The sequence below is a fragment of the Tardiphaga sp. 841_E9_N1_2 genome (assembly GCF_051811065.1).
Lineage (GTDB): Bacteria > Pseudomonadota > Alphaproteobacteria > Rhizobiales > Xanthobacteraceae > Tardiphaga > Tardiphaga robiniae.
In genome coordinates this window covers 4,167,849-4,188,851 of sequence record NZ_JBPWQC010000001.1, presented here as the reverse complement: position 1 = coordinate 4,188,851, position 21,003 = coordinate 4,167,849, and the positions used below count along the sequence as shown (strand labels likewise).

General features: G+C 59.4%; 23 protein-coding genes. 22 read left to right on the top strand and 1 reads right to left on the bottom strand.

The window, feature by feature from the left end:
* Positions 1-2: 2 nt before the first annotated feature.
* The 22 genes from AB8A50_RS20095 to AB8A50_RS19990 all read left to right on the top strand — a co-directional run bounded on the left by AB8A50_RS20095 (position 3) and on the right by AB8A50_RS19990 (position 19,588).
* Positions 3-488: a flagellar basal body-associated FliL family protein gene (locus AB8A50_RS20095; protein ID WP_246297918.1), complete on the top strand. Its 486-nt coding sequence runs from the start codon at positions 3-5 to the stop codon at positions 486-488.
* Positions 485-1,219 (top strand): flagellar type III secretion system pore protein FliP, encoded by a 735-nt coding sequence (gene fliP / locus AB8A50_RS20090; RefSeq protein WP_089263436.1) that lies wholly within the window; start codon positions 485-487, stop codon positions 1,217-1,219. The genes AB8A50_RS20095 and fliP overlap by 4 nt, the downstream gene beginning before the upstream one ends.
* A 222-nt stretch (positions 1,220-1,441) precedes the next feature.
* The gene (locus tag AB8A50_RS20085; protein WP_120287543.1) at positions 1,442-2,695 is read left to right on the top strand and encodes a flagellin N-terminal helical domain-containing protein; all 1,254 of its coding nucleotides are present in this window, start codon (positions 1,442-1,444) and stop codon (positions 2,693-2,695) included.
* A 129-nt stretch (positions 2,696-2,824) separates the two neighbouring features.
* Complete coding sequence (gene fliF, locus AB8A50_RS20080; protein ID WP_093757669.1) at positions 2,825-4,468, top strand: flagellar basal-body MS-ring/collar protein FliF; 1,644 nt, start codon at positions 2,825-2,827, stop codon at positions 4,466-4,468.
* Positions 4,465-5,160 (top strand): hypothetical protein, encoded by a 696-nt coding sequence (locus tag AB8A50_RS20075; protein ID WP_439078712.1) that lies wholly within the window; start codon positions 4,465-4,467, stop codon positions 5,158-5,160. The genes fliF and AB8A50_RS20075 overlap by 4 nt, the downstream gene beginning before the upstream one ends.
* Before the next feature lies 1 nt (position 5,161).
* Positions 5,162-6,496 carry a MotB family protein gene (locus AB8A50_RS20070; protein WP_439078711.1) on the top strand — a complete coding sequence of 445 codons (1,335 nt, stop codon included), beginning with the start codon at positions 5,162-5,164 and terminating at the stop codon, positions 6,494-6,496.
* Positions 6,497-6,588: 92 nt separating this feature from the next.
* Positions 6,589-7,680, top strand: a complete 1,092-nt coding sequence (locus tag AB8A50_RS20065) for a chemotaxis protein (protein WP_439078710.1) — start codon at positions 6,589-6,591, stop codon at positions 7,678-7,680.
* On the top strand, positions 7,677-8,903 hold the full coding sequence (gene fliK / locus AB8A50_RS20060; protein WP_439078709.1) for a flagellar hook-length control protein FliK: 1,227 nt from the start codon (positions 7,677-7,679) through the stop codon (positions 8,901-8,903). The genes AB8A50_RS20065 and fliK overlap by 4 nt, the downstream gene beginning before the upstream one ends.
* Positions 8,904-8,946: 43 nt before the next feature.
* On the top strand, positions 8,947-9,432 hold the full coding sequence (locus AB8A50_RS20055) for a transglycosylase SLT domain-containing protein (RefSeq protein WP_439078708.1): 486 nt from the start codon (positions 8,947-8,949) through the stop codon (positions 9,430-9,432).
* Positions 9,433-9,506: 74 nt separating this feature from the next.
* On the top strand, positions 9,507-10,757 hold the full coding sequence (locus AB8A50_RS20050; RefSeq protein WP_439078707.1) for a flagellar hook protein FlgE: 1,251 nt from the start codon (positions 9,507-9,509) through the stop codon (positions 10,755-10,757).
* A gap of 32 nt (positions 10,758-10,789) precedes the next feature.
* On the top strand, positions 10,790-12,259 hold the full coding sequence (flgK, locus tag AB8A50_RS20045; protein ID WP_439078706.1) for a flagellar hook-associated protein FlgK: 1,470 nt from the start codon (positions 10,790-10,792) through the stop codon (positions 12,257-12,259).
* A 5-nt stretch (positions 12,260-12,264) separates the two neighbouring features.
* The gene (locus AB8A50_RS20040) at positions 12,265-13,308 is read left to right on the top strand and encodes a flagellar hook-associated family protein (protein ID WP_089263446.1); all 1,044 of its coding nucleotides are present in this window, start codon (positions 12,265-12,267) and stop codon (positions 13,306-13,308) included.
* Between the two features lie 40 nt (positions 13,309-13,348).
* The gene (gene flaF, locus AB8A50_RS20035) at positions 13,349-13,696 is read left to right on the top strand and encodes a flagellar biosynthesis regulator FlaF (protein WP_068729866.1); all 348 of its coding nucleotides are present in this window, start codon (positions 13,349-13,351) and stop codon (positions 13,694-13,696) included.
* A gap of 8 nt (positions 13,697-13,704) precedes the next feature.
* On the top strand, positions 13,705-14,112 hold the full coding sequence (gene flbT, locus AB8A50_RS20030; protein ID WP_120288068.1) for a flagellar biosynthesis repressor FlbT: 408 nt from the start codon (positions 13,705-13,707) through the stop codon (positions 14,110-14,112).
* A gap of 15 nt (positions 14,113-14,127) precedes the next feature.
* Positions 14,128-14,535 (top strand): flagellar hook assembly protein FlgD, encoded by a 408-nt coding sequence (gene flgD, locus AB8A50_RS20025; protein WP_089263447.1) that lies wholly within the window; start codon positions 14,128-14,130, stop codon positions 14,533-14,535.
* Between the two features lie 3 nt (positions 14,536-14,538).
* Entirely contained in the window at positions 14,539-14,805 is a 267-nt protein-coding gene (gene fliQ / locus AB8A50_RS20020) for a flagellar biosynthesis protein FliQ (protein WP_068729862.1), read from the top strand.
* Positions 14,806-14,880: 75 nt separating this feature from the next.
* A complete protein-coding gene (gene flhA / locus AB8A50_RS20015) occupies positions 14,881-16,968 on the top strand; it encodes a flagellar biosynthesis protein FlhA (protein ID WP_093757658.1) in 2,088 nt (695 codons plus the stop codon).
* Positions 16,965-17,711, top strand: a complete 747-nt coding sequence (fliR, locus tag AB8A50_RS20010; protein WP_320445939.1) for a flagellar biosynthesis protein FliR — start codon at positions 16,965-16,967, stop codon at positions 17,709-17,711. Before flhA ends, fliR begins: the two co-directional genes overlap by 4 nt.
* A gap of 6 nt (positions 17,712-17,717) precedes the next feature.
* Entirely contained in the window at positions 17,718-18,113 is a 396-nt protein-coding gene (locus AB8A50_RS20005; RefSeq protein WP_439078705.1) for a hypothetical protein, read from the top strand.
* Between the two features lie 36 nt (positions 18,114-18,149).
* Positions 18,150-18,614: a rod-binding protein gene (locus tag AB8A50_RS20000; RefSeq protein WP_120287531.1), complete on the top strand. Its 465-nt coding sequence runs from the start codon at positions 18,150-18,152 to the stop codon at positions 18,612-18,614.
* Between the two features lie 33 nt (positions 18,615-18,647).
* On the top strand, positions 18,648-19,139 hold the full coding sequence (locus tag AB8A50_RS19995) for a hypothetical protein (RefSeq protein WP_439078704.1): 492 nt from the start codon (positions 18,648-18,650) through the stop codon (positions 19,137-19,139).
* Positions 19,136-19,588, top strand: coding sequence for a hypothetical protein (locus tag AB8A50_RS19990; protein ID WP_439078703.1), 453 nt, complete (start codon positions 19,136-19,138; stop codon positions 19,586-19,588). The genes AB8A50_RS19995 and AB8A50_RS19990 overlap by 4 nt, the downstream gene beginning before the upstream one ends.
* Positions 19,589-19,757: 169 nt before the next feature.
* Here AB8A50_RS19990 and AB8A50_RS19985 read toward each other — a convergent pair whose 3' ends face one another.
* On the bottom strand, positions 19,758-20,471 hold the full coding sequence (locus AB8A50_RS19985; protein WP_120287530.1) for a response regulator transcription factor: 714 nt from the start codon (positions 20,469-20,471) through the stop codon (positions 19,758-19,760).
* Positions 20,472-21,003: the final 532 nt, after the last annotated feature.

Below are 21,003 nucleotides of genomic sequence, written 5' to 3'. Positions count from 1 at the left end.
TCATGGCCGATAACACAGCGAATGAAGGCCAGCGCCCCGGGATCATGCAGTGGCTTGGCGCCCTGCTGCTCGTCACCGCGCTGTCGGTTGGGGCAGGAGCCCTTGCAAGCCTTCAGTTGATGTCGACGTTCCAGCGTATCAGCGAGAACCAGAAGGAGGCGCCTGAAAAACCGATCTCGTCGGCCTTCAATGCCAATGATCGTCTGCGCAAGATCACGCCGGTCGTGACCAATCTGGCGGCGCCACCAAATGCCTGGATTCGCATGGAGGCATCGATCGTGACCGATAAATTGACCGAGGAGGAGGCGAGTATCGTTGTCGCCCGCATCGGCGAGGATGTTGCAGCCTATCTACGCACGCTCACACCCGCGCAGATCGAGGGCGCCCGCGGCCTCCAATATCTGCGGGAAGACCTGAATGAGCGTGCGCTTACGCGCTCAAGCGGCAAGGTTCGTGAGCTGATTATCGAGACGCTGGTGGTGCAATGAAGCGTATCATTCCGATCCTGCTCCTGGTGCTTCTGCCGACGGCTGCAGTGGCGCAGGTTCCGGATCTGTCGACCCTGCTTCCGCAGGGCGAAGGCAGTGCCAGCGGCCGAATTATCCAGATGGTCGCGCTGCTGACAGTGCTGTCACTGGCGCCGGGCTTGCTTATCATGGTGACGAGTTTCACGCGATTCGTCGTCGCGCTCTCATTCCTACGGACAGGGCTCGGCCTGCAGACTACGCCGGCAAACATCGTGATGATCAGCCTCGCGCTGTTTCTCACATTCTATGTGATGGCGCCGACTTTTGATCGCGCGTGGGTGAACGGCCTTCAGCCCCTGATGAAGAATGAAATCACCGAGCAGGAAGCCTATTCGCGTGTCACAGATCCGTTCCGCGATTTCATGCTGCAGCATGTGCGTGAGAAGGATCTGCAAACCTTCGAGAACCTCGCTGCCGAGAGCATGAAGATCAAACTCGAAGGCCAGCGGATCGATCTGCGAATCATCATTCCGGCTTTCATGGTGTCGGAACTTCGCCGCGCATTCGAGATCGGATTTCTTGTCGTCATGCCATTTCTGGTGATCGACATGATCGTTGCAACACTAACGATGTCGATGGGCATGATGATGATGCCGCCCACGGTATTCGCGCTACCGTTCAAGGTACTATTCTTCGTATTGATCGACGGCTGGAATTTGCTCGCAGTTGGTCTTGTGAAGTCGTTTCTCTAGATCATTTGATTCATCACAAGGTAAGTGACGAATCAAATGATCGCTGTTAACTATACGAGCCGCCGCTCCCTTCAGCTTTGGGTAAGGTTTGGCGGCTAGCTTGCAATTCACGACAGGTTGGGTCGATCAGATATCGACATCCCAAAGGCATGATGCCGCCCTCTCGTACCGGTGAAAGTCCGGTATGTCCCCAGCAAATCAATCAAATTAAAGGGACATACGATGTCTAGCTTGATGACCAACTCCCAGGCCATGACCGCGCTGCAGACTCTGCGCTCGGTCGATGCCAACCTCTCCACCACGATGAACCGCATCTCGACCGGCTATCGCGTGTCGACCGCGTCGGACAATGCCGCTTACTGGTCGATCGCCACCACGATGCGTTCGGACGTTCAGGCTCTGGGCGCCGTGCAGGACGCCCTCGGTCTCGGCGCTGCGACCATCGACACCATGTATACCGGCCTGAGCGCCACGGTTGACGTCGTGTCGTCGATCAAGGCCAAGCTGGTTGCTGCCCGTACGCCGGGCGTTGACCGCGCGAAGATCCAGAGCGAAATCACCGAACTGCAGAAGCAGCTGAAGAACACCGCCGACAGCGCGGTTTTCAACGGTGAGAACTGGATCTCGGGTGATTCGAGCAGCGCCAGCTACAACGCGACCAAGAGCGTCGTGTCGTCGTTCTCCCGCGCCGGCGGCGCCGTCCAGATTGACACGCTCTCGGTCGACCTCAATGCGATCAAGCTCTACGACGCGAATGTTGACACGGCCTATATTGCCCAGACGTTCCCGACGGGTACCAGCACGGCCTATGCTGCTGCCACCGACGTCGGCGGCAACATCACGGTGACCGTCGGTGCCGCTGCGGCGATCAACGTCTCGATCGCCAAGGGTTCGTCGATCAATGACGTTGCCGCGGCGATCAACTCGCTCGGTATCGAAGGTCTGACGGTCGGTATCGCGGGCAATGGCACGCAGCTCGCATTCAAGAGCCGCAACGACGCCAACGTTGTGATCGATGCCAGCGTGGCCGGCTACGGCGCCGCTGTCACACTGACCGCGCTTGCCGCGCCCCTCGACTCCAAGAAGGGCGTTCTCGACGGCACCATGGACGCCTATACCGGCACTGCCTGGGAAACCTTCAGTGTTTCGTCGATGGACATCTCGAAGCTCACCGACAACGCGGCGGACCTCGCCAAGCTCGAGACCTACATCTCGGGTACCGACAAGGCACTGGCCAAGATCACTGACTCCGCCACCAACCTCGGCGCCATCAAGAACCGCATCGGCCTGCAGCAGAACTTCGTGAAGACCCTGACTGACTCGCTCGATCGCGGTATCGGCCAGCTCGTCGACGCAGACATGAACGCCGAATCGACCCGCCTCCAGGCCTTGCAGACGCAGCAGCAGCTGGGCATCCAGGCGCTGTCGATCGCCAACGCCGGCAGCCAGAGCATCCTGTCGCTGTTCCGCGGCTAATCGCTCTCGCATCGTGAACAGGAATGGCCGCGACCAATCAAGGTCGCGGCCATTTCGCTTTCAGGCTCTCCGTAACCCTCGGACAAGCTTCACAATCGATGATCGATTCGGAAGTGGGCAGGGGTATTTATGGTCAATCGCGAGCACGCGCAGAAGCTCTGGAACAATCTGCTTGAGCTGGGTACGAAGCGTCTCATTCTGCTCGCGGTGGTTGGCCTCGCTGTATTCGGCGGCGTTGGCGGCGGCGCATACTACATAAGCCGGCCGGAATACAATGTTCTCTATTCGGGCCTCAGCCGCGAGGACGTGACGCGTGTCAGCTCGGTACTGCGTGACGCGAATATTGCTTTTGATCTGAATACCGCGGGCGATACCGTCTATGTCCGTCCCGGACAGACGGCGCAGGCGCGTACGTTGCTGGCCGACAAGGGCCTGCCCAGCACCACCGGCGGCGGTTATGAGCTGTTCGACAAGATTGGCTCGCTCGGCCTGACGTCGTTCATGCAGGAAATCACGCGCGTGCGTGCGCTTGAGGGCGAGATTGCGCGGACAATCCAGGTTCTCAAAGGGGTCAAGGCGGCGCGCGTCCATATCGTGATGCCTGCGCGTGGCTCGTTCCGGCGTGAACAGTCGCCGCCTTCGGCTTCGGTCGTGTTGCGAACGGATGGTCCGGCGGATGCACGCACGGCACGTTCCGTGCGTCATCTCGTCGCCGCGGCCGTGCCGGGAATGACCGCGGACAAGGTCACCGTGCTCGACAGTGACGGTTCGCTGCTTTCGGACGATGACGGCAGCGGCAGCGTGGGAGCCACGCCAACGACGATGGCCAATTTACAGAAGGTCGTCAGCCGGTCCATCCAGGAGAATGTGAGCCGGGCACTGACACCCTATCTGGGGCTAGATAACTTCGAGGTCAGCGTTGCGACCCAGCTGTCGACCGACAAGAAACAGACCAACGAGACGGTCTACGATCCGGATTCGCGGGTGCAGCGCTCGGTGCGCGCTGTACGAGAGAAGGAAACGTCGCAGAGCCTCGATCGACAGCAACCGACAACCGTTCAGCAGAACCTGCCAGATCAGCAGGTCAATGCGACCGGTGCCAAGAATCAGAATGATGAGAAGCAGCGCCGCGAAGACATCACCAATTACGAAGTGTCGTCGAAGACGGTGACGACCACGAGCGATGGTTTCGTGGTGAACAAGATGTTCCTCGCCGTTCTGGTCAACCGGCCGCGTCTGATTGCGAGCCTTGGCGACAAGGTGAGCGATGCTGCGATCGAAGCCAAGGTCGCGGAGATCTCGCAGATTGCGGCGACCGCAGCTGGCATCGATCGCCCGCGCGGCGACCAGATTCAGGTTTCGGCGGTCGAATTCATGGAAGGTGCGCGCGATCTCGCGCCGGTGCCGTCGATCACCTTCACAGAGGTGATGATGCGTCAGGCGGGTAGTCTCGTGAGTGCCATCACCATCCTGGCCGTGGCCGGCATGTTGATCTGGTTCGGTCTGCGCCCCGCGATCAATACGATCCTGGCCAGCGCGAAGACGGACGAGACAACGCAGTTCCAGGCGGAGACGAATGCGCTGCTCAGTGGCGGCAGCACGATGGCGACCGCGGCTCTGTCAGGAGGCGAGGCTCCGCCCAATCTCATCCAGGATGTCTCGAGCAGTATGCAGAATACGCCGCAAAAGCGGCTGGAGCAGATCATTCAGCTCGATGAGAAGCAAGCGGCGGCGATCCTCAAGCAATGGATCAGACAAGAGGAAGCGGTATGAGCGCAGAGCAAGTCGCACGTCTGATCGCCGATTTCGATCGACCGGAGCCACCAAAGACGCGCAGCCGCGTCGTTCCGTTCGACCATCTGCATCACTCTAACGTGCAGCCGCAACATCAGCCGCTTTTGCAGAAAGCAAAGCAGCAACCGTCGTTTCAACCGCAGCCGCAGATGCAGCCAAAGTCGTCTCCCGTGCAGGAGGATGATGGCTATGAGCGCGGTCGCGCTGAAGGCTATGCGAGCGCACTCGCCGAGTTCGAACGGCGCATGGAGCAGGAGAAGCAGGCACTTGCGGCGCAGGCTGCCGAAGAACGGCAGCAACTGCTCAACGAGACCGCGGCCAAGCTCGCCGGGGATATCGCCGAAATGGGCGATCAGTTGCAGGGAAGAATCGCTGGCGTAGCTGCTCGGCTCCTCGAGCCGCTCATCAGTAGCGCTGTGCAGAAACAAGCGGTCACTGCGTTCATCGAACATTTGTCGTCGATCACAACCGATAGCCGCCGCCCGGTTCTACGCATCACTGGCCCATCGGAGCTGCTCGAATTGATCCGCAGCAAGCTCGGCGTCCGCGCCATTGCATCGGAACTGCGTGCCGGCCCCGAAACAGAAGCGTCGATTGTCGTTGATCAGATCGTGCTTGAGACCCAGCTCAAGATATGGACCGAGCGCTTGAAAATGGCGGTCCAAAGCTGAGATGGCCGATCCGCTTCCGCCAGAAATAGTAATTATCCGCCGTCGCAGTTCGCTTGAGAGCGGCGAGACGAAGAACAGTGTCTGGAAAATCGCTTACGCCGACTTCATGACGGCGATGATGGCATTCTTCCTGGTGATGTGGCTGATCAATGCCACCAATCAGGAAACGCGTGAAAGCGTGGCCACCTATTTCAATCCGATCAAGCTGACGGACTCGACACCGGATCGCAAGGGCATCAACGATGCCCGGCGGGTTGACCCCGGCAAGGCCGTGGAAGGCGAAAGCAAGTGGCCGCATCCGGAGCCCGGTCAGCCAACGGATTCGCTCGCGCGTCCGCAGCCTCCGCAGCCGCGCTATGGCGAGGCGACGTTGTTTCGCGATCCTTATGCTGTGCTCTCGGAGATTGCCGGCGGTCCTCCGCGTCCGGGGCAGACCAGTGCGGCGCTCGATCCAAATCGCAAAGAAGGGCTGAAGGGCGGAGAGGCCTATCGAGATCCGTTCGATCCGATCAACTGGCCGATGGCGTCGATCTCGTCGCTCGAGAAGAAGCTGTCGGGACGTAAGGACGCCGGCAGCCTACCATTCGGCGAAGATGTTGCCGTTGCAAGCGAGGGCCAGGAGCAGCGCCCGCTCGACGCCAAACTTGATGCCACCGGCACCCCAGGGCAGGAGATGTCCGGATCGAATTCTACTCCCACGAAATCCGACAAGCAGGAGACACCGAAGCCCGCCGGGTTGTTTGCTGACGATGGCGACAAGTCCAATCCGGCAGCGGGTCGCCCGCAACCGGCGCAGGCAGACAAGACTGCAGCGCCGGCTGATAAATCCCAGGTGCAGCCTGACAAGGTGTCCGCCCAGGCCGAAAAGGCCCAGCCGATGGACGCCGCCAAGCTCCAGGCCGCAATCTCGGCGGCGCTGGCCGCCATTGGACCGGCGCGTCCGGTGGCCGAAGTGAGGGAAACCTCCGAAGGACTTCTGATCAATCTGACGGACGACGTGAATTACGGAATGTTTGCCAACGGCTCCGCCGAGCCCACGCCCGGTCTCGTTCGTGCGCTCGACAAGATCACGCCGATGATCGCGCAGAACCGGGGTCAGGTCATCGTGCGCGGTCACACCGATAGCCGCGTCTATCGGACGTCGGAATATGACAATTGGCGGCTTTCGACGGCGCGTGCGCATATGGCGTATCACATGCTGGTGCGCGGCGGCCTCGACGCCGGGCGGGTCGAGCGCATCGAGGGCTATGCGGACCGCCGGCCGAAAATTCAGAATGATCCGCTCGCCGCGCAGAACCGGCGCATCGAGCTTCTGATCCGTGCCCCCGTGTTATGACCAGCGCCAGGATCATCGCAGCAACGCTTCTAGTCTGTCTTGGCAGCGCACATGCGCAGTCGGCCGACGACCAGATGCGCGAGCCGTATCAGATGGTTCGTTCATTACAGATGCTGCAAGATCAGATCGCGCGCGGCGATCTCGACGCCCACAATTCCCAACCCGCCCTGCTGAAACGCCTGGGTGAGAACTTCCTGAAAGCCGATGCGGCCGTCTGGAAGGAGCCGCGCAATTCGCGCGCAGCTGTCACCTTCCTCTTGAGTGGCGGGTCTCCGCAAGTGGTCGCGAGCCTCCGCTCTCGCAACGTGCTGAATATTGACGAGACCATTGTCGATGGCGCCATCGCCTATGTCGAAGGGCGCACGGACGAAGCGAAATCGAAGCTCGCCAATATCAAGCCACGCAGCCTGCCTGCGGCACTCGGTGCGGAGATTGCGCTGGTGCAATCGGCACTGGTTGCGCAGGACGACCTGAAGGTCGCGATCGCATTGCTCGACGAGGTGCGGTTGATGATGCCGGGCACGCTGGTCGAGGAAGCGGCACTGCGTCGCGAGATTTTCATCGTCGGACAGGACGACGACTTCGACAAGTTCGAAGCCCTCGCGGTGCGCTATTTTCGCCGATATCGGCATTCTATCTATGCGGGAAATTTCCGCCAGCGCTTTGCGCTCTCTGTTGCACGCTTCAGCTTCGTGCAGCGTCCCGATCGTTTCCCGCGTCTTGTCGCCGTGCTCGATCATCTCGATCGGGCGAGCCAGCGGGCACTCTATCTTCTGATTGCAAGAACGGCATTGGTTCGCGGCAAGACCGAAATGACGGTGCTTGCCGCCGACCGCGTATTCGCATTGTCCGATGACGACAGTGCCGAGCGTGTACGCGCGCGCCTGTATCGTGCCGCGGCACGCGTTGCCACATCTGCACACAGTACGGCAATCGCCGAGCTTGAGCAGATCGACAAGGCAAAACTATCCGAACGTGATGTCGAACTGCAAACCGCGGCGCTTGCCATTGGGCTGAATGTTCGAAAGGCGCTGCCGGAGGCAAAAGCTAAGAGCGACGGAAGCAGCGAAGCGAAGACGGCTATGCGGCCGCGCATTGATTTCAGCCGCTCTCTCGCTGCCGTCGATCGGGCGCAAAAGCTGCTCGATGCGTCGCAGGAGCAATTAAAGGAGAAAACCCGATGAACAATGCCGATCTCCTGATGGCAGCGCTTCGTCAGACAGCGGCCGGAAAGGCTGGGACGAAAGGCGGATTGAACGGCGGTGCTCATGCCAAGGACGGCAAAGAGAAGGCCGATCATTTTCGCGAGCAGCTCCGCCTGGTCTCAAAGGAGACCAAAACAGTCACGCCGCATGTTGCCAAGACAGCTGATGACGCGAAAATCGTCGACGCAAAGCCGATACTCGACGCGGCATCTGTTCTTGCGGAATTGACGGGTGAAGTCGCGCAAAAGCCAAACGTCAGCGACGATCAAGCCGATGACGACGATTCAAAGGCCACGAAGGGCGACGAGAGCGCGACAAAATCTGCACCCTGGCGCGGACCGGATCCCGCGCTCAGCGCGGTGATGGCCAAATTCGATCATGCACACTCACCTTTGCCCAGCGATGACAAGGCGGTGTCTCGCATCTCGGTACCGGACGTGAAGACAGATGATGCTCCGCGCGATCCCGCGAAGCTCATTCAGGCCGCAACGGCCGACGTGCCTGACGCCGATGCGGCTGCCACGCAACGGTTTACGTTGGCGGTCGAGACGACGGATACCAAGCCGCCGCTTCCGGTCGCGAAGGCGGTCGTCCGTGAGCAAGAGACGCATTTCGAGCCCGTGCAACAGGTCACGACGCTGCAGAAGATCGTCGATCGAATGGCGACTGATCTGGCAACCGTCGCATCACCTGAAGGGGCTCGCGCGGCCGACGCGCCGGGGCTCGAAACGAACAAGACCGCGGATAGCCGGCCGGTGCGCATGATGACGCTCGAACTCGATCCGCCCAATCTCGGTTCTGTCACCGTGAAGATGCGGCTTGCCGGCGATTCCGTGGAGATTCATCTCACTGCGGATCGCTACGAAACCACGCAGATGCTGCGGCAGGAGCGCGGTACGCTCACCGACGCCATGCAGTCGGCTGGTTACACGTTCGATATCGCGGCGATCGATCATACCCGCACTCCCGATGCAAGTCTGAACAACGGTCAGCAGCAACAGCAAGCGCCGTCCGACCAACGTTCTTCGCTGCCCTCGTCAGGCGGATCGCAGGCGGACGGTGGTTCTTCGGGCCGGTCGTCCGGCGATGCGCAGAGCGGCGCACGGCATAACAGGCAGGATCATGAGCAATCGCCAAGGCCGTCAGAACGGCAGCAGGATCAGAATAGCAATCGGGTTCGCAGCAGTACTGTTTATATCTAGCGCTGTAACGGACGCTCGAGCCGAGGGGCCGTGCGAACGGGAGATGGCGCGCGCGGCACGCCGCCACAATGTGCCACTCGGCGTTCTCTTTGCGGTCGGTCTCAGCGAGACCGGGCGCAAGGGCGTGCTGAATCCTTATGCGCTCAATGTCGATGGCAGGACTGTGCTGGCCACCGATCTGCGCAATGCCGTTGCGCGCTTCACCGAGGAGAAAAGCAAGGGTGCCAAGCTGGTCGACCTCGGCTGCATGCAGATCAATCACCGCTATCACGGCGAGAAATTCCCCAGTGTGGAAGCGATGTTCGATCCCGCGCGCAATGTCGATTATGCCGCGCGATTTCTGAAAGATCTGCGTGAGCGCGAGGGAAACTGGACGATGGCTGTCGCGCGCTACAACGCCGGTCCGACTAACGTTGTCGGCCAAAAACGTTACATCTGCAGTGTTATCGGCAGCCTTGTCGCGAGCGGATTTGGGTCGTGGACGAGCAAGGCACGCGACTTCTGCGCAGAACGCACTGCGTCACGATGACCCTGTGGATAACCGCCAGCCTCGCGCAAGCAACTTCAACTCTAATACTTCACACGTGAAACGGAGGATAATCGATGAGTCTGTATGGGGTGATGCGCACAGGCGGCTCCGGCATGAACGCGCAGTCGAACAAGCTGGCGACGGTCGCTGACAATATCGCGAACGTGAATACCACGGGCTACAAGCGCGCCTCGACAGAATTCTCTTCTCTGATCCTTCGCAGCGGAACCGGGAACTACAATTCCGGCAGCGTCGAGACGCAGGTTCGTTACGCGATCTCTGATCCCGGTACGGCGAATTACACGACTTCTGCGACCGATATGATGATTCAGGGCAATGGCTTTTTCGTCGTCAGCGATGCGGGTGGCACACCTTACCTCACGCGCGCTGGCTCTTTCGTTCCAGATGGCCAGGGCAATCTCTACAATACCGGTGGCTACTATCTGATGGGCTACAACATCAAGAATGGCGCCCAGCCGAACGTCGTTGCCAACGGCCTCGGCAATCTCGAGGTCGTAAACATCGCGCAGCAGTCCTTGATGGGAAATCCGACGACCCAGGCAGGCATCAGTAGCGCCAACCTGGATTCCAATGCTGCGATCAGCGCCGGGCCGCCGAACTTTACGTCGAAAACGTCGGTCATCACCTACGATAATATTGGAAATGCGGTGAAACTTGACATGTACATGTTCAAGACAGCCGCCAATACATGGGATGTGCAGATCTACAACAGCGCAGGCGCGGCAGCAGGCGGCGGCTTCCCCTATGCAGCCGGGTCGCAGCTGGGCACCACCCAGACGTTTACCTTCGACGTCAGCGCCACCGGCAAGGGCCGCCTCGCTGCCGCAAGCCCGACCTCGATGGCCTTCACAATCCCGGGCGGCTCGCCCGTCACTTTCGATATGTCGAGTATGACGCAGGTCGCGGACGAGTTCCAGTTCAAGGCCACGACCAACGGCAACGCGCCGAGCGCGCTCGACCGTGTGGAGGTGAGCTCAGACGGCACCATGTATTCGATCTTCGACGACGGCACGCGAATCGCGAGCTACAAGATCCCGCTGGCGACGGTACCGAGTCCCGACAATCTCTCGCCCGAAGTCGGGAATGTCTATTCGATCAGCACCAACTCCGGCAACATCCAGGTCGATTTCGCGGGCAATAGCGGTCTCGGTACCATCAAGCCGGAAGCGCTCGAAGCATCCAACGTCGATCTGGCCAACGAGCTCACGGCGATGATCGAGTCGCAGCGTGGCTACACCGCGAATTCCAAGGTGTTCCAGACCGGCGCTGACCTGCTCGACGTACTCGTCAACCTGAAGCGCTAGCGCACAGCGCGGATCACTGACGGGAGTCTCCAATGTCACTTACGGTCGCACTCAATTCGGCCCGCTCGTCGCTTATGGCGTCGGGCGTCCAGTCTTCCGTCATCTCGCGCAACGTCGCCGGCCTGCATCAGGACGGCTATTCCCGTAAGAATGCTCTGATCGTTTCCCAGCCGGGCAGCGGTGTCTATGTCAGTGGTATTCAGCGGGCCGCCAGCGCCGGCTTGTTCAACAATGTCGTCAAGGCGGTATCAAACACCGCACAGCAGGATGCCCTTTATAACGGTCTGCAGAAGGTTGCGGCTGTCACCATCGACGACCCCGAGCTCGATCAGTCTGCCGCGGCGCAACTGGCCAAGCTGAAAAGCGCCCTGCAGCAATATGCATCGGCGCCGGATAACGTAACGTTGGCGAATTCCGCCGTCACGGCGGCCAAAAATGTTGCCGCATCGCTGAACGATTCGACCAACACCGTGCAGACTGTTCGCGCGGATGCCGATGCCGAAATGGCGACGTCGGTCGGGAATATCAATCAGCTTCTGGCACAATTCGAGACGGTCAATACGGCGATCATCAAGGGAACGATCTCCGGCTCCGACGTCACCGACTACCTTGATACGCGCGATAGTATCCTGTCGAAGCTGTCCCAGGAAGTTGGGATCACGTTTGCCACCCGCGCAAACAATGACATGGTTGTCTATACGGATTCCGGGGTCACGTTGTTCGAGCGTACCGCTCGCTCCGTAACCTTCGCTCCGACAAATTCCTACACGGCCGCCACAACGGGTAACGCTGTGGTCATCGATGGCGTTCCCGTTACCGGCGCTAACGCGATCATGCCGATCGGCTCCGGCAAGCTCGCTGGTCTCGCGACGCTTCGCGACGACAAGATGGTGACCTATCAGAATCAGCTCGACGAAGTTGCGCGCACCGTGATCGAGATTTTTGCCGAGAAGGATCAGAGTGCCGCCGCTGGACCAGACCAAACCGGCCTCTTCACCTATGCCGGTGGACCCGGAATGCCGACCACGGGCGTGATCAATACCGGGCTCGCCGGGACGATCAAGGTGACGGCCCTGGTCGATCAGGCCCTTGGCGGCAATCCGAGCCTGATCCGCGATGGTGGGATCAATGGCGTCAATTATGTCTACAATGCCGGCGGTGAGGCGGGTTTCTTCGCCCGCATTCAGGGCCTCGTCGATGGCATGGCGGCATCCCGAACCTATGATCCGGCCGCGCTCGGCAAGCCTAGCGGCAGCCTCATCGACTTTGCCGGCTCCTCGGTGAGTTGGCTGGAATCGCAACGCAAGAGCGTCGGCGACGACGCCACCTATAGCCAGACGCTCCTGGAACGCAGCGCCGATGCGTTGTCGAACGTCAATGGCGTCAACATGGATGATGAGATGACCTTCATGTTACAGGTCGAACGCACTTTCTCGGCATCGTCGAAACTGATCTCAACGATCGACGACATGCTGAAAGAACTTCTGATGGCGGTGGGGTAATCGATATGGCTACAAATTTCATTTCATCGAACTCGATCTCGACCACCCTGCGCATCTCCGCGTCGAAAAGCCAGGTAGCGATCTCAAAGGCCACCAAGGAGGCGACGACAGGAAGGCTCGCTGATGTCGGGGGGAGCCTTGGTGCACTCACGGGTCGCGACGTGACCCTGCGTGCGGAGCTTCTCGATATGGAGAAAATCGTCGATACCAATGCACTCGTGAGTGCCCGTCTGGACGTCACGCAGGAGCGTGTTTCGCAATTGATCGAGACGGCACAGTCCTTCCAGAAGGATCTGCTGGCGGCGCGCAATTCGGCAAATGGCGGCGTCATCATCGCCCAGCCGGCAGCGTCGAACCTCCAGTCGCTTCTCACGACGCTCAATGTTTCGATGGACGGACAGTATCTGTTCGCCGGCATTAACACGGCGCAACAGCCGATGACGCCTTATCAGACCGGTTCGGCCAGCAAGACGGCGATCGATGCGGCCTTTACTGCCGCTTTTGGTTTTCCGCCCGGTGACGTGGCTGCCGTAAATATCACCCCCGCCGCCATGAATAACTTCCTCGACAATGCGTTTGCGACCGAATTCGACGATCCGGCCTGGGGAACGAACTGGTCGTCGGCATCCGATCAGGTCATGCGCAGTCGCATCTCTACGACACAAACCGTCGATTCCTCCGCCAGCGCCAATGACAAGGCATTCCGCAACCTGGCGATGGCCTACACGATGCTCAGCGGGCTTGGTCTGGAAACTCTGAATCAGAGCGCGTTCCAGGCCGTTACAGACAAGGCGCTGCTGCTGGTCGGCGGTTCGGTGTCCGACCTTGCGAGTGTCGGTGCACGCCTCGGAACCGCGCAGGAACAGACAACAAATGCTACCAGTCGTCTCAAGGTGCAGACCGACATCGTCAACAAGCAGATCAACGCTATGGAAGTGGTCGATCCGGAAGAGGCATCCGTCCGGGTCAACTCCCTGAAAAATCAGTTGGAGATGTCGCATGCGCTGACCGCGCAAATTCAGAACCTCAGCATCCTCAATTATCTCTGATAGGTGGGCTGATCTATGAAGCAACAGGTTATCGATTGAAATGACACTGGCAGGTTACGACGCGGAAATCGAGGATAGCGGCCGCGAGGCGCGATCCAGAGAACAACAAGCGCTCAATCACGGAATTAAACTACTTCAGAAAATCCAGAGCGGAGCGCTTGCTTCATCCGAAGAAACAGATGCCTTACTCTATATTCGTAATCTCTGGACCTTCTTCATACAAGATCTGTCGAATCCACGAAACGGCCTGCCGGAGCAGTTGCGAGCGCAACTGATTTCGATTGGTCTCTGGGTCATCAAGGAAGCCGAGCGCCTCCGGGAAGGGCAGTTGTCGGACGTGAGCGATCTCGTTGCGATCAATATCGTCATCCGGGATTCGCTGGCATGAAGAAGCCAATGTGCATATCGCTACGATCGGGCGAGAAAATCTATATTAACGGCGCAGTTTTGCGGGTCGACCGCAAGGTGACACTGGAACTGATCAACGACGTGACTTTCCTGCTGGAAAGCCAGGTCATGCAAGTCGCCGATGCGACAACGCCGCTTCGGCAGCTCTATTTCGTCGTGCAACTGATGTTGATGAGCCCGAGCGATATCGAACAGGCGCGTGCGGTCTTTGGACATCAGCGCTGCGCGATCTACGCGGCGGCCGACAACAAGGAATTGTTGCAGGGCCTCGATGCGATCGAGGAGCTCGTCGAGGCGAAGCGCTATTACGAGGCGTTGCGGAAGATACGGGCTCTGTTCGAAGTCGAACAGGCGATCCTGAGCGGCGCCGACATGCTGCTGCCGGTCGTAGCCTAACCAAGGGAGAGCGAGATGATCGTCAACGGCGTAGATACCGCGAAATCCACAACAAACACGACGTCGACGACGTCGTCGACCAACATGATCGACTACAATGGCTTCCTGCAGCTTCTGATCGCGCAGATGCGCAACCAGGATCCCACCAATCCGACTGATTCAACCGAATATATGAGCCAGCTTGCACAGCTGTCGTCCGTCGAGCAGGCGGTTCAGACCAATGCGAAGCTGGATACGCTGCTGTCAACCAGCGCGATTACCCAGGCAGAAGGCCTGATCGGCCGCACCGCTTCATTCACGGATGAAAGCGGAACGAGTACGACCGGCAAGATCAAGGAAGTCTATATCATCCAGGGCGGTGCGGTTGCGACGCTCGAAAACGGCACGAAGGTCCAGCTCGGGCCCGGCATTACCATTAGCTGAACCATGAACGAGCGCGACGCCCTCGATATCGCCCAGCAGGCGATCTGGACCATCATCGTTGCCGCCGGCCCGGCGGTTGGCGCCGCGATGTTCGTGGGCATCGTCATTGCCCTCCTGCAGGCGCTGACCCAGGTGCAGGAAATGACGTTGACCTTCATCCCCAAGATCGTGGTGATGTTGATCGTGGTCGCCGTCACCGGCTCCTTCATGGGAGCTCATATCTTCGCCTTCACCGAAGTGCTCTACGGCCGGATCGAACGCGGTTTCTAGCCGCCATCGTCTCCACCATCTTCACGCAAGGTCGGCGCTGCACAGTGCGGCCATGATATTCGCGCGAGAATTGCCATGGCCGACGTAACGATTTCAGCCCTGCCGGCCGAACGGCGGGCCGGTACGGACGTCGCCTTTGCATTCGGCATCGTCACCATTCTGGTGATGCTGGTGCTGCCGGTTCCGACGATCCTGATCGACCTCGGCCTGGCCTTCTCGATCGCGTTGTCCGCGCTGATCCTGATGGTGTCGCTGTGGATTCAGCGGCCGCTGGATTTCTCGGCATTTCCCACCGTGCTGCTGATCGCCACCATCCTGCGATTGGCGCTGAACGTGGCGACCACGCGCGTGATCTTGTCGCATGGCGGTGAGGGAGAGCACGCCGCGGGCTACGTCGTCGCCGGCTTTGCCAAATTCGTGATGGGCGGCGACTTCGTCATCGGCCTGATCATCTTCGCAATTCTCGTCACCGTGAATTTTGTGGTGATCACCAAAGGTGCGACGCGTATCGCCGAAGTCGGCGCCAGATTTTCGCTTGACGCCATTCCCGGCAAGCAGATGGCGATCGACGCCGACCTGTCGGCCGGTCTGATCGATGACAAGGAAGCGCAGCGTCGGCGCCACGAGCTGGAGGAGGAGAGTTCGTTCTTTGGCGCCATGGATGGCGCCTCGAAATTCGTGCGCGGCGACGCCATTGCCGGCCTGATTATCACCGCCATCAACATCTTTGGCGGCATCATCATCGGCGTCACTCATCATGGCATGGAACTGTCACGCGCCGCTGATGTCTTCACCAAGCTCTCCGTTGGTGACGGCCTGGTCTCGCAGATCCCCGCGCTGATCGTGTCGCTGTCGGCCGGCCTGCTCGTCTCCAAGGGAGGCACGCGCGGCTCTGCCGAGCAGATGGTGCTGAAGCAGCTCGGAAAGTATCCGCGCGCCCAGTCAGTTGCCGCGATGATGATGTTCGCGCTCGGTCTGCTGCCCGGACTTCCATTCCTGCCCTTCGCGCTGCTTGGCAGCGCCATGGCCTTCATGAGCTTTACGCTGCCGCGCCAGCAGGCCGCCCGCGCGAAGGTGGAACAGGCGCGCATCGCGCAGGTTCAGGAAAAAGCGCAGATCGAGAACAGGGACTCCGTCAAGGAATTGCTCAAGACCTCCGATGTCGAGCTCTGCGTTGGCAGTCAGCTTGCGATCCAGATGCTGAATGCCCATGGCGAACTGGCGCACCGCGTCGCCAAGGTCCGGCGGCGTTTCGCCGCCCAATATGGCTTCGTCATTCCCGAGATCAAGCTGACCGACGACCTATCCATCGGGCCGAAGTCATATCGTATCAAGATCTATGGCACCGTCGTGGCCCATCACGAATTGCGCATTGGCGAGTCCTTGGTGTTGTTTGACGGCGATCGGAAGCCAGATGTTCCGGGCGACGAGACGATCGAGCCGGCTTTCGGCATGAAGGCGATGTGGGTTCCCGAGACGTTTATCGACGAGGTCAAACAGGACGGCTTCAAGATCGCGGACAATATCTCGGTGCTCCTCACGCACCTCAGCGAGGTCGTCCGTAACAATCTGGCCCAGCTCCTTACCTATAAGGACACCCGTGCACTGATCGATCGGCTCGATCCCGAATACAAGCGGCTGATCGAGGATATGGTGCCATCGCAGATTTCCTATTCCGGGCTGCAGGCGGTGTTCAAGCTCCTGCTCGCCGAGCGGATCTCGATCCGCAATCTGCATCTCATTCTAGAAGCCATCGCCGAGATCGCGCCGCATGTGCGTCGGTCCGAGCATGTGGCCGAGCATGTACGGATGCGCATTGCGCAGCAGATCTGCGGCGATTTCGCCGACAACGGCGTGCTCAAGGTGCTCCGCCTCGGCAATCGCTGGGATCTTGCTTTCCATCAGAGCATCAAACGCGACGGCAAGGGTGAGATCGTGGAATTCGATGCCGATCCGCGGCTGGTCGAGCAATTTGCGGATGACGTGTCGGTTGCGGTCCGCAAGGCGGCTGCCAATGGCGACACTGCGGTGCTGGTCGCGCCGCCTGACGTCCGTCCTTATGTGCGCATGATCACCGAACGTATGTTCCCCACGCTGCCGGTGCTGTCGCATGTGGAGATCGCACGGGGGGCCGAGGTGATGTCGCTCGGAGCTGTGTCTTGATCGCAAGCAGCTCCGTCTCCATTCTGGCCACGTTCCTGATCTTTTGCCGCATCGGAACTTGCATGATGGTGGCGCCGGGCTATTCCCGCGTCAATATCCCGACACAGATCCGGTTGTTCCTCGCCATCAGTGTCACCTTGATGCTCACACCTCTGCTGGAGTCTACGGTCCGGCCGGCTGTGGAAGCGGCGACGGCGCCGGATCTCCTCCGCCTGATCATGTCCGAGCTGATGGTGGGCCTGGTCATTGGACTCACTGCACGCATGTTCTTCGCGGCGCTGGAAACGATGGCTACATTCGTCGCGTCGGGGATCGGTCTGACCCTTCCTGGTGTCGCCGACGATGGCGAGCATGTGCCGGCGCTGGTGCCGCTGATCACGCTGACTGCAACGGTCGTATTCTTTCTGACCGACCAGCATTGGGAATTGTTGCGCGGTCTGGTTGGCTCCTACCAGATCTGGCTGCCGGCGACCGGAATCAGTGCCGAGGGCGGGCTAACGCAACTCGTAGATCATCTCTCCATGGCCTTTACGCTGGCACTCCGGGTCGCCAGTCCCTTCGTCGTCTATGCTGTCATCGTCAATTTCGCGGTTGGTCTCGCCAACAAACTGACGCCGAGTATCCCGGTCTATTTCATCTCGATTCCATTCGTGCTCACCGGTGGCTTGTTGTTGCTCTATCTCACGGGTCGCGAAATGGTGCTGCAATTCAGCATCGCTTTCGCGTCCTGGCTGTCCGGGTGACGAACCATGCAGAAGCGCGACCGCAAGATCCGCCGTATCGCCGCCGTGCAGGCCAGGCTGCACCGGATTGCCGAGTGGCAGCTGATGGAATGCCAGGCACGGGAGAACCAGCTCGAGGAGAAACAGCGCCTCATTCTGGAAGGGTTCAATGATGAGAGCAAGCTTCCGGACCTCGCCGTGCAGACGGCGAGCCAGAGTTTGCGCGCCGCTAGCATCGAGCAAGGCGTCGTAGCCAAGACCAGGGAAAGACTGGCGGCGCATGCGCGCGACGAAGGCCGCAAGCTGAAACATGCGCTGAAAATGGTGAAGTCGGCGGTCGGACGCACGGTTCGGGCCGACGAAAAGCGGGTTCTGGACGACGAGATCGACAAGGCCGCACGGCGGTCGATCGAGGGAGCATAGACCGATGGGAATTCTGACAGTTGCGCAGGGTATGTCATGACAGTGGCCCCGGTATCGAACGATCTAATTGCGGATGTCATGAAGGCGGCGGATCCGGCCGCTCAACGTGTCGCGGCAACGAGGCTTGAGCGTATGGCGCCGGCGGGCGAGGCGAACTTCGCATCTGCGGTCGCCGACGAGTTTGCCGCAGGGCAGGCCGCCCAGAGCTCGAAGACTGCCCCCGTCAGCGGCGGAGAGATAGCGTCAACACCGATCATTCGGAAGGCTGAGGGAAGCAATCCGGTTTATCGCAAGTTCGAAGCCTTCGTGCTGCAGATGTTCGTGGAAACGATGCTGCCGAAGGATGCGGAGGACGTATTCGGCAAGGGTACCGCCGGCAATGTCTGGCGTTCGATGCTCGCCGAGCAGATCGGCAATGAAATGGCCAAGGGCAACGGCGTCGGCATCGCCAAGCAACTGGCCAAATCGCGCCCGACATCGGCTCCAACTTCCGAAGGCTAACGGCCGATTCCGGCCATGACAGTAGAGATCGACATGGAACAGATCGAACAGCAGACCTCAGTCATCCCCGTCGAGGCACAGGCTCTGGCCTTGCCTGAGACCGACCTTCCTGAATCGGCTGCGCAGGAAGCCTCCGTTTTCGGTGAGGCGGACGATGCGCCTGGCCAATGGCTCGGTACGCAAAGCAGCGCGCTGACCGCAATTGATCGGTTGAAAGCAACCATCGATGAGGAGACGGAGAAGCTTGAGATTCGTGCCGTAGTGGATTTCGATGGCTTCAGCCAGCGCAAGAACCGTGGCCTGCTCGAGCTGACTCGGGCAATGCGGCTGACTCAGGACATCAAGAATGATCCGCGCGTCACGCCGCAACTCACACTGTTGCGCGCCAGCCTGATCCGTAATCAAGCTGCGTTACAGATCCATCTCGATGCCGTGCGTGAGGTCTCGGCCATCATCGCGCGTTCGATCCAGGAGGTTGAATCGGACGGCACCTACTCACTGGCGATCGCAGGCAAGCGCAAATGATGAAGCTGCTGATCACGGGCATTTGGGCCTGCCTCGTCACTGTGGGTACCAGTTTCGGGATCTCCTATTGGAAGGAGACTGCGGCTGCATTGCCCGCGAAGCAGGACCAACCTGAAGGTCTGGTTTATGAAAAGGTCAAGGTGATCAATGTGCCGATGATCGCCGACGGCAGCGTTCAGGGCTATATCGTCACCCAGCTCGTCTTCACTGCTAACGCCAAAGTCCTGCGTCAGCTTCCGGTGCCACCGGAGCCGTTCGTCGTCGATGAAGCATTCCGTATGATCTATGGCGACCAGAAGCTCGATTTCAAGAATCTCGGTCGTTACGACCTCGCGCAATTCGCGCAGACGGTGCGCGCGCAGGTCAACAAGCGTCTGCAGACGGAGGCGCTGCAGGAAGTCCTGGTGCAGGATTTCAACTATGTGTCGAAGGATCAGATTCGCCGCTGAGACTACAGCGAGTGGTCATCGCTGTGGTACGGTGATGCTCAATGATCTAGCGTGGTGGATGTGTGGTACTTCGCGTTAAGCGAGAAGCTCTGTGTCTTGCACAGCAGTTTGAGGAGGCGGTGGACGCCAACGCCGTGGTCGGCGTCCTCTTGCGCGTAAGGCGTGAGCCTTAGTTCGCCTTTGAAACAGGCGCTTCGTGAGCGGGACGAGACTTCAGATCGTCCAGTCGGTAACCCATATAACGCTTCGATTCGATCGGGTCGAAGCCGAGATGATCGCGTAGCTTCTTGCGCAGCTTGCTCACATGGCTTTCGATCACATTCTCATCGAAGCTGGCATCGAACAGACCGTAGATGGCGTTGAAGAGCTGGGTCTTCGTCAGCCATTTGCCCTGATGCCCGACTAGGTGTTCGAGAATGCGTAGTTCGCGTCGTGGCAGGACCAAAGTGCGACCGGCAACCTCCGGGTCGCGGCCATCGAGAAAGACACGAATGACGCTCGTTTGTGCCGGTTCGTGCTGATCGATGGTACGGCGGCGAATAACTGCCGTTCGTGCCATGATCTCGCGCACGTGGACCGGTGCGTGAACGACGTCATCGACGCCAGCTTCGAACAACTCAATGGTCTGCTTGAGGTGCTTCAGGCTGTTGAGCGCAATAATCGGCGCCCGTGACCTGTTGCGGATACTGGATGGGATGCTCGTCCGATCCGGACAATCGCCCAGCAGAAAGGCCCGAATGACAGTTAAATCATTACCAACGGCACATTCCAGCCAATCGCGAAAGTCTGTAGACGTGAAGCCAATCGATACAACCCCTTCGCGATCAAACCCGGCCGCATAGCCTTGTGTGACGCCCTCTCGGTCATCGATTACAACAAACATTTTAATCCCCTGCGTGTTCGCCTTGATATCGTTATGGGGTCGAATTAGGCGCACTCGCCCCATTTTTGTCTTGAAGACGCAACACAACAGTTACTTGAGCAGATGGATGGGCCTTTGAGCGATTCGCTGACTTGCAAATGGGAGGCCCGGTCGCTTTTTACGGGATACCCAATGCTGTGATGCGGTCAGCTCACATTCTCCGGCTTGCATTCATCCGTAGTTTCAGAGAGCTCCCTCTCGCTATGTGAACACGACATGACATCTCATGGTCGTGCACGGTCGGTGGCAGAACCGAACCAGCGCTAATGTCAAAACGGGGGAGGTGGCCGATCGCGTGCCGTATCGTCGATATCTGGCGCTTTGATCGGCTGAACTTGCCCGAGTTGTCACACACGCGAATCGGCATACTGGTCATCAAGATGATACCGCATCATCAAGTAGTCGAGGTGCACAAATTTGCAAAGAGTCGTGCATGCAAACCATGCAGTTGAAGCAAACTAACAAGTGGATAATTCATGAAGGGCGACGATTT

Excerpts from the sequence above, each read along its gene's own strand:
- AB8A50_RS20095 (WP_246297918.1), top strand. The coding sequence starts at position 3 with ATGGCCGATAACACAGCGAATGAAGGCCAGCGCCCCGGGATCATGCAG.
- fliP (WP_089263436.1), top strand. The coding sequence starts at position 485 with ATGAAGCGTATCATTCCGATCCTGCTCCTGGTGCTTCTGCCGACGGCT.
- AB8A50_RS20085 (WP_120287543.1), top strand. The coding sequence starts at position 1,442 with ATGTCTAGCTTGATGACCAACTCCCAGGCCATGACCGCGCTGCAGACT.
- fliF (WP_093757669.1), top strand. The coding sequence starts at position 2,825 with ATGGTCAATCGCGAGCACGCGCAGAAGCTCTGGAACAATCTGCTTGAG.
- AB8A50_RS20075 (WP_439078712.1), top strand. The coding sequence starts at position 4,465 with ATGAGCGCAGAGCAAGTCGCACGTCTGATCGCCGATTTCGATCGACCG.
- AB8A50_RS20070 (WP_439078711.1), top strand. The coding sequence starts at position 5,162 with ATGGCCGATCCGCTTCCGCCAGAAATAGTAATTATCCGCCGTCGCAGT.
- AB8A50_RS20065 (WP_439078710.1), top strand. The coding sequence starts at position 6,589 with ATGGTTCGTTCATTACAGATGCTGCAAGATCAGATCGCGCGCGGCGAT.
- fliK (WP_439078709.1), top strand. The coding sequence starts at position 7,677 with ATGAACAATGCCGATCTCCTGATGGCAGCGCTTCGTCAGACAGCGGCC.
- AB8A50_RS20055 (WP_439078708.1), top strand. The coding sequence starts at position 8,947 with ATGGCGCGCGCGGCACGCCGCCACAATGTGCCACTCGGCGTTCTCTTT.
- AB8A50_RS20050 (WP_439078707.1), top strand. The coding sequence starts at position 9,507 with ATGAGTCTGTATGGGGTGATGCGCACAGGCGGCTCCGGCATGAACGCG.
- flgK (WP_439078706.1), top strand. The coding sequence starts at position 10,790 with ATGTCACTTACGGTCGCACTCAATTCGGCCCGCTCGTCGCTTATGGCG.
- AB8A50_RS20040 (WP_089263446.1), top strand. The coding sequence starts at position 12,265 with ATGGCTACAAATTTCATTTCATCGAACTCGATCTCGACCACCCTGCGC.
- flaF (WP_068729866.1), top strand. The coding sequence starts at position 13,349 with ATGACACTGGCAGGTTACGACGCGGAAATCGAGGATAGCGGCCGCGAG.
- flbT (WP_120288068.1), top strand. The coding sequence starts at position 13,705 with ATGTGCATATCGCTACGATCGGGCGAGAAAATCTATATTAACGGCGCA.
- flgD (WP_089263447.1), top strand. The coding sequence starts at position 14,128 with ATGATCGTCAACGGCGTAGATACCGCGAAATCCACAACAAACACGACG.
- fliQ (WP_068729862.1), top strand. The coding sequence starts at position 14,539 with ATGAACGAGCGCGACGCCCTCGATATCGCCCAGCAGGCGATCTGGACC.
- flhA (WP_093757658.1), top strand. The coding sequence starts at position 14,881 with ATGGCCGACGTAACGATTTCAGCCCTGCCGGCCGAACGGCGGGCCGGT.
- AB8A50_RS20005 (WP_439078705.1), top strand. The coding sequence starts at position 17,718 with ATGCAGAAGCGCGACCGCAAGATCCGCCGTATCGCCGCCGTGCAGGCC.
- AB8A50_RS20000 (WP_120287531.1), top strand. The coding sequence starts at position 18,150 with ATGACAGTGGCCCCGGTATCGAACGATCTAATTGCGGATGTCATGAAG.
- AB8A50_RS19995 (WP_439078704.1), top strand. The coding sequence starts at position 18,648 with ATGGAACAGATCGAACAGCAGACCTCAGTCATCCCCGTCGAGGCACAG.
- AB8A50_RS19990 (WP_439078703.1), top strand. The coding sequence starts at position 19,136 with ATGATGAAGCTGCTGATCACGGGCATTTGGGCCTGCCTCGTCACTGTG.
- AB8A50_RS19985 (WP_120287530.1), bottom strand. The coding sequence starts at position 20,471 with ATGTTTGTTGTAATCGATGACCGAGAGGGCGTCACACAAGGCTATGCG.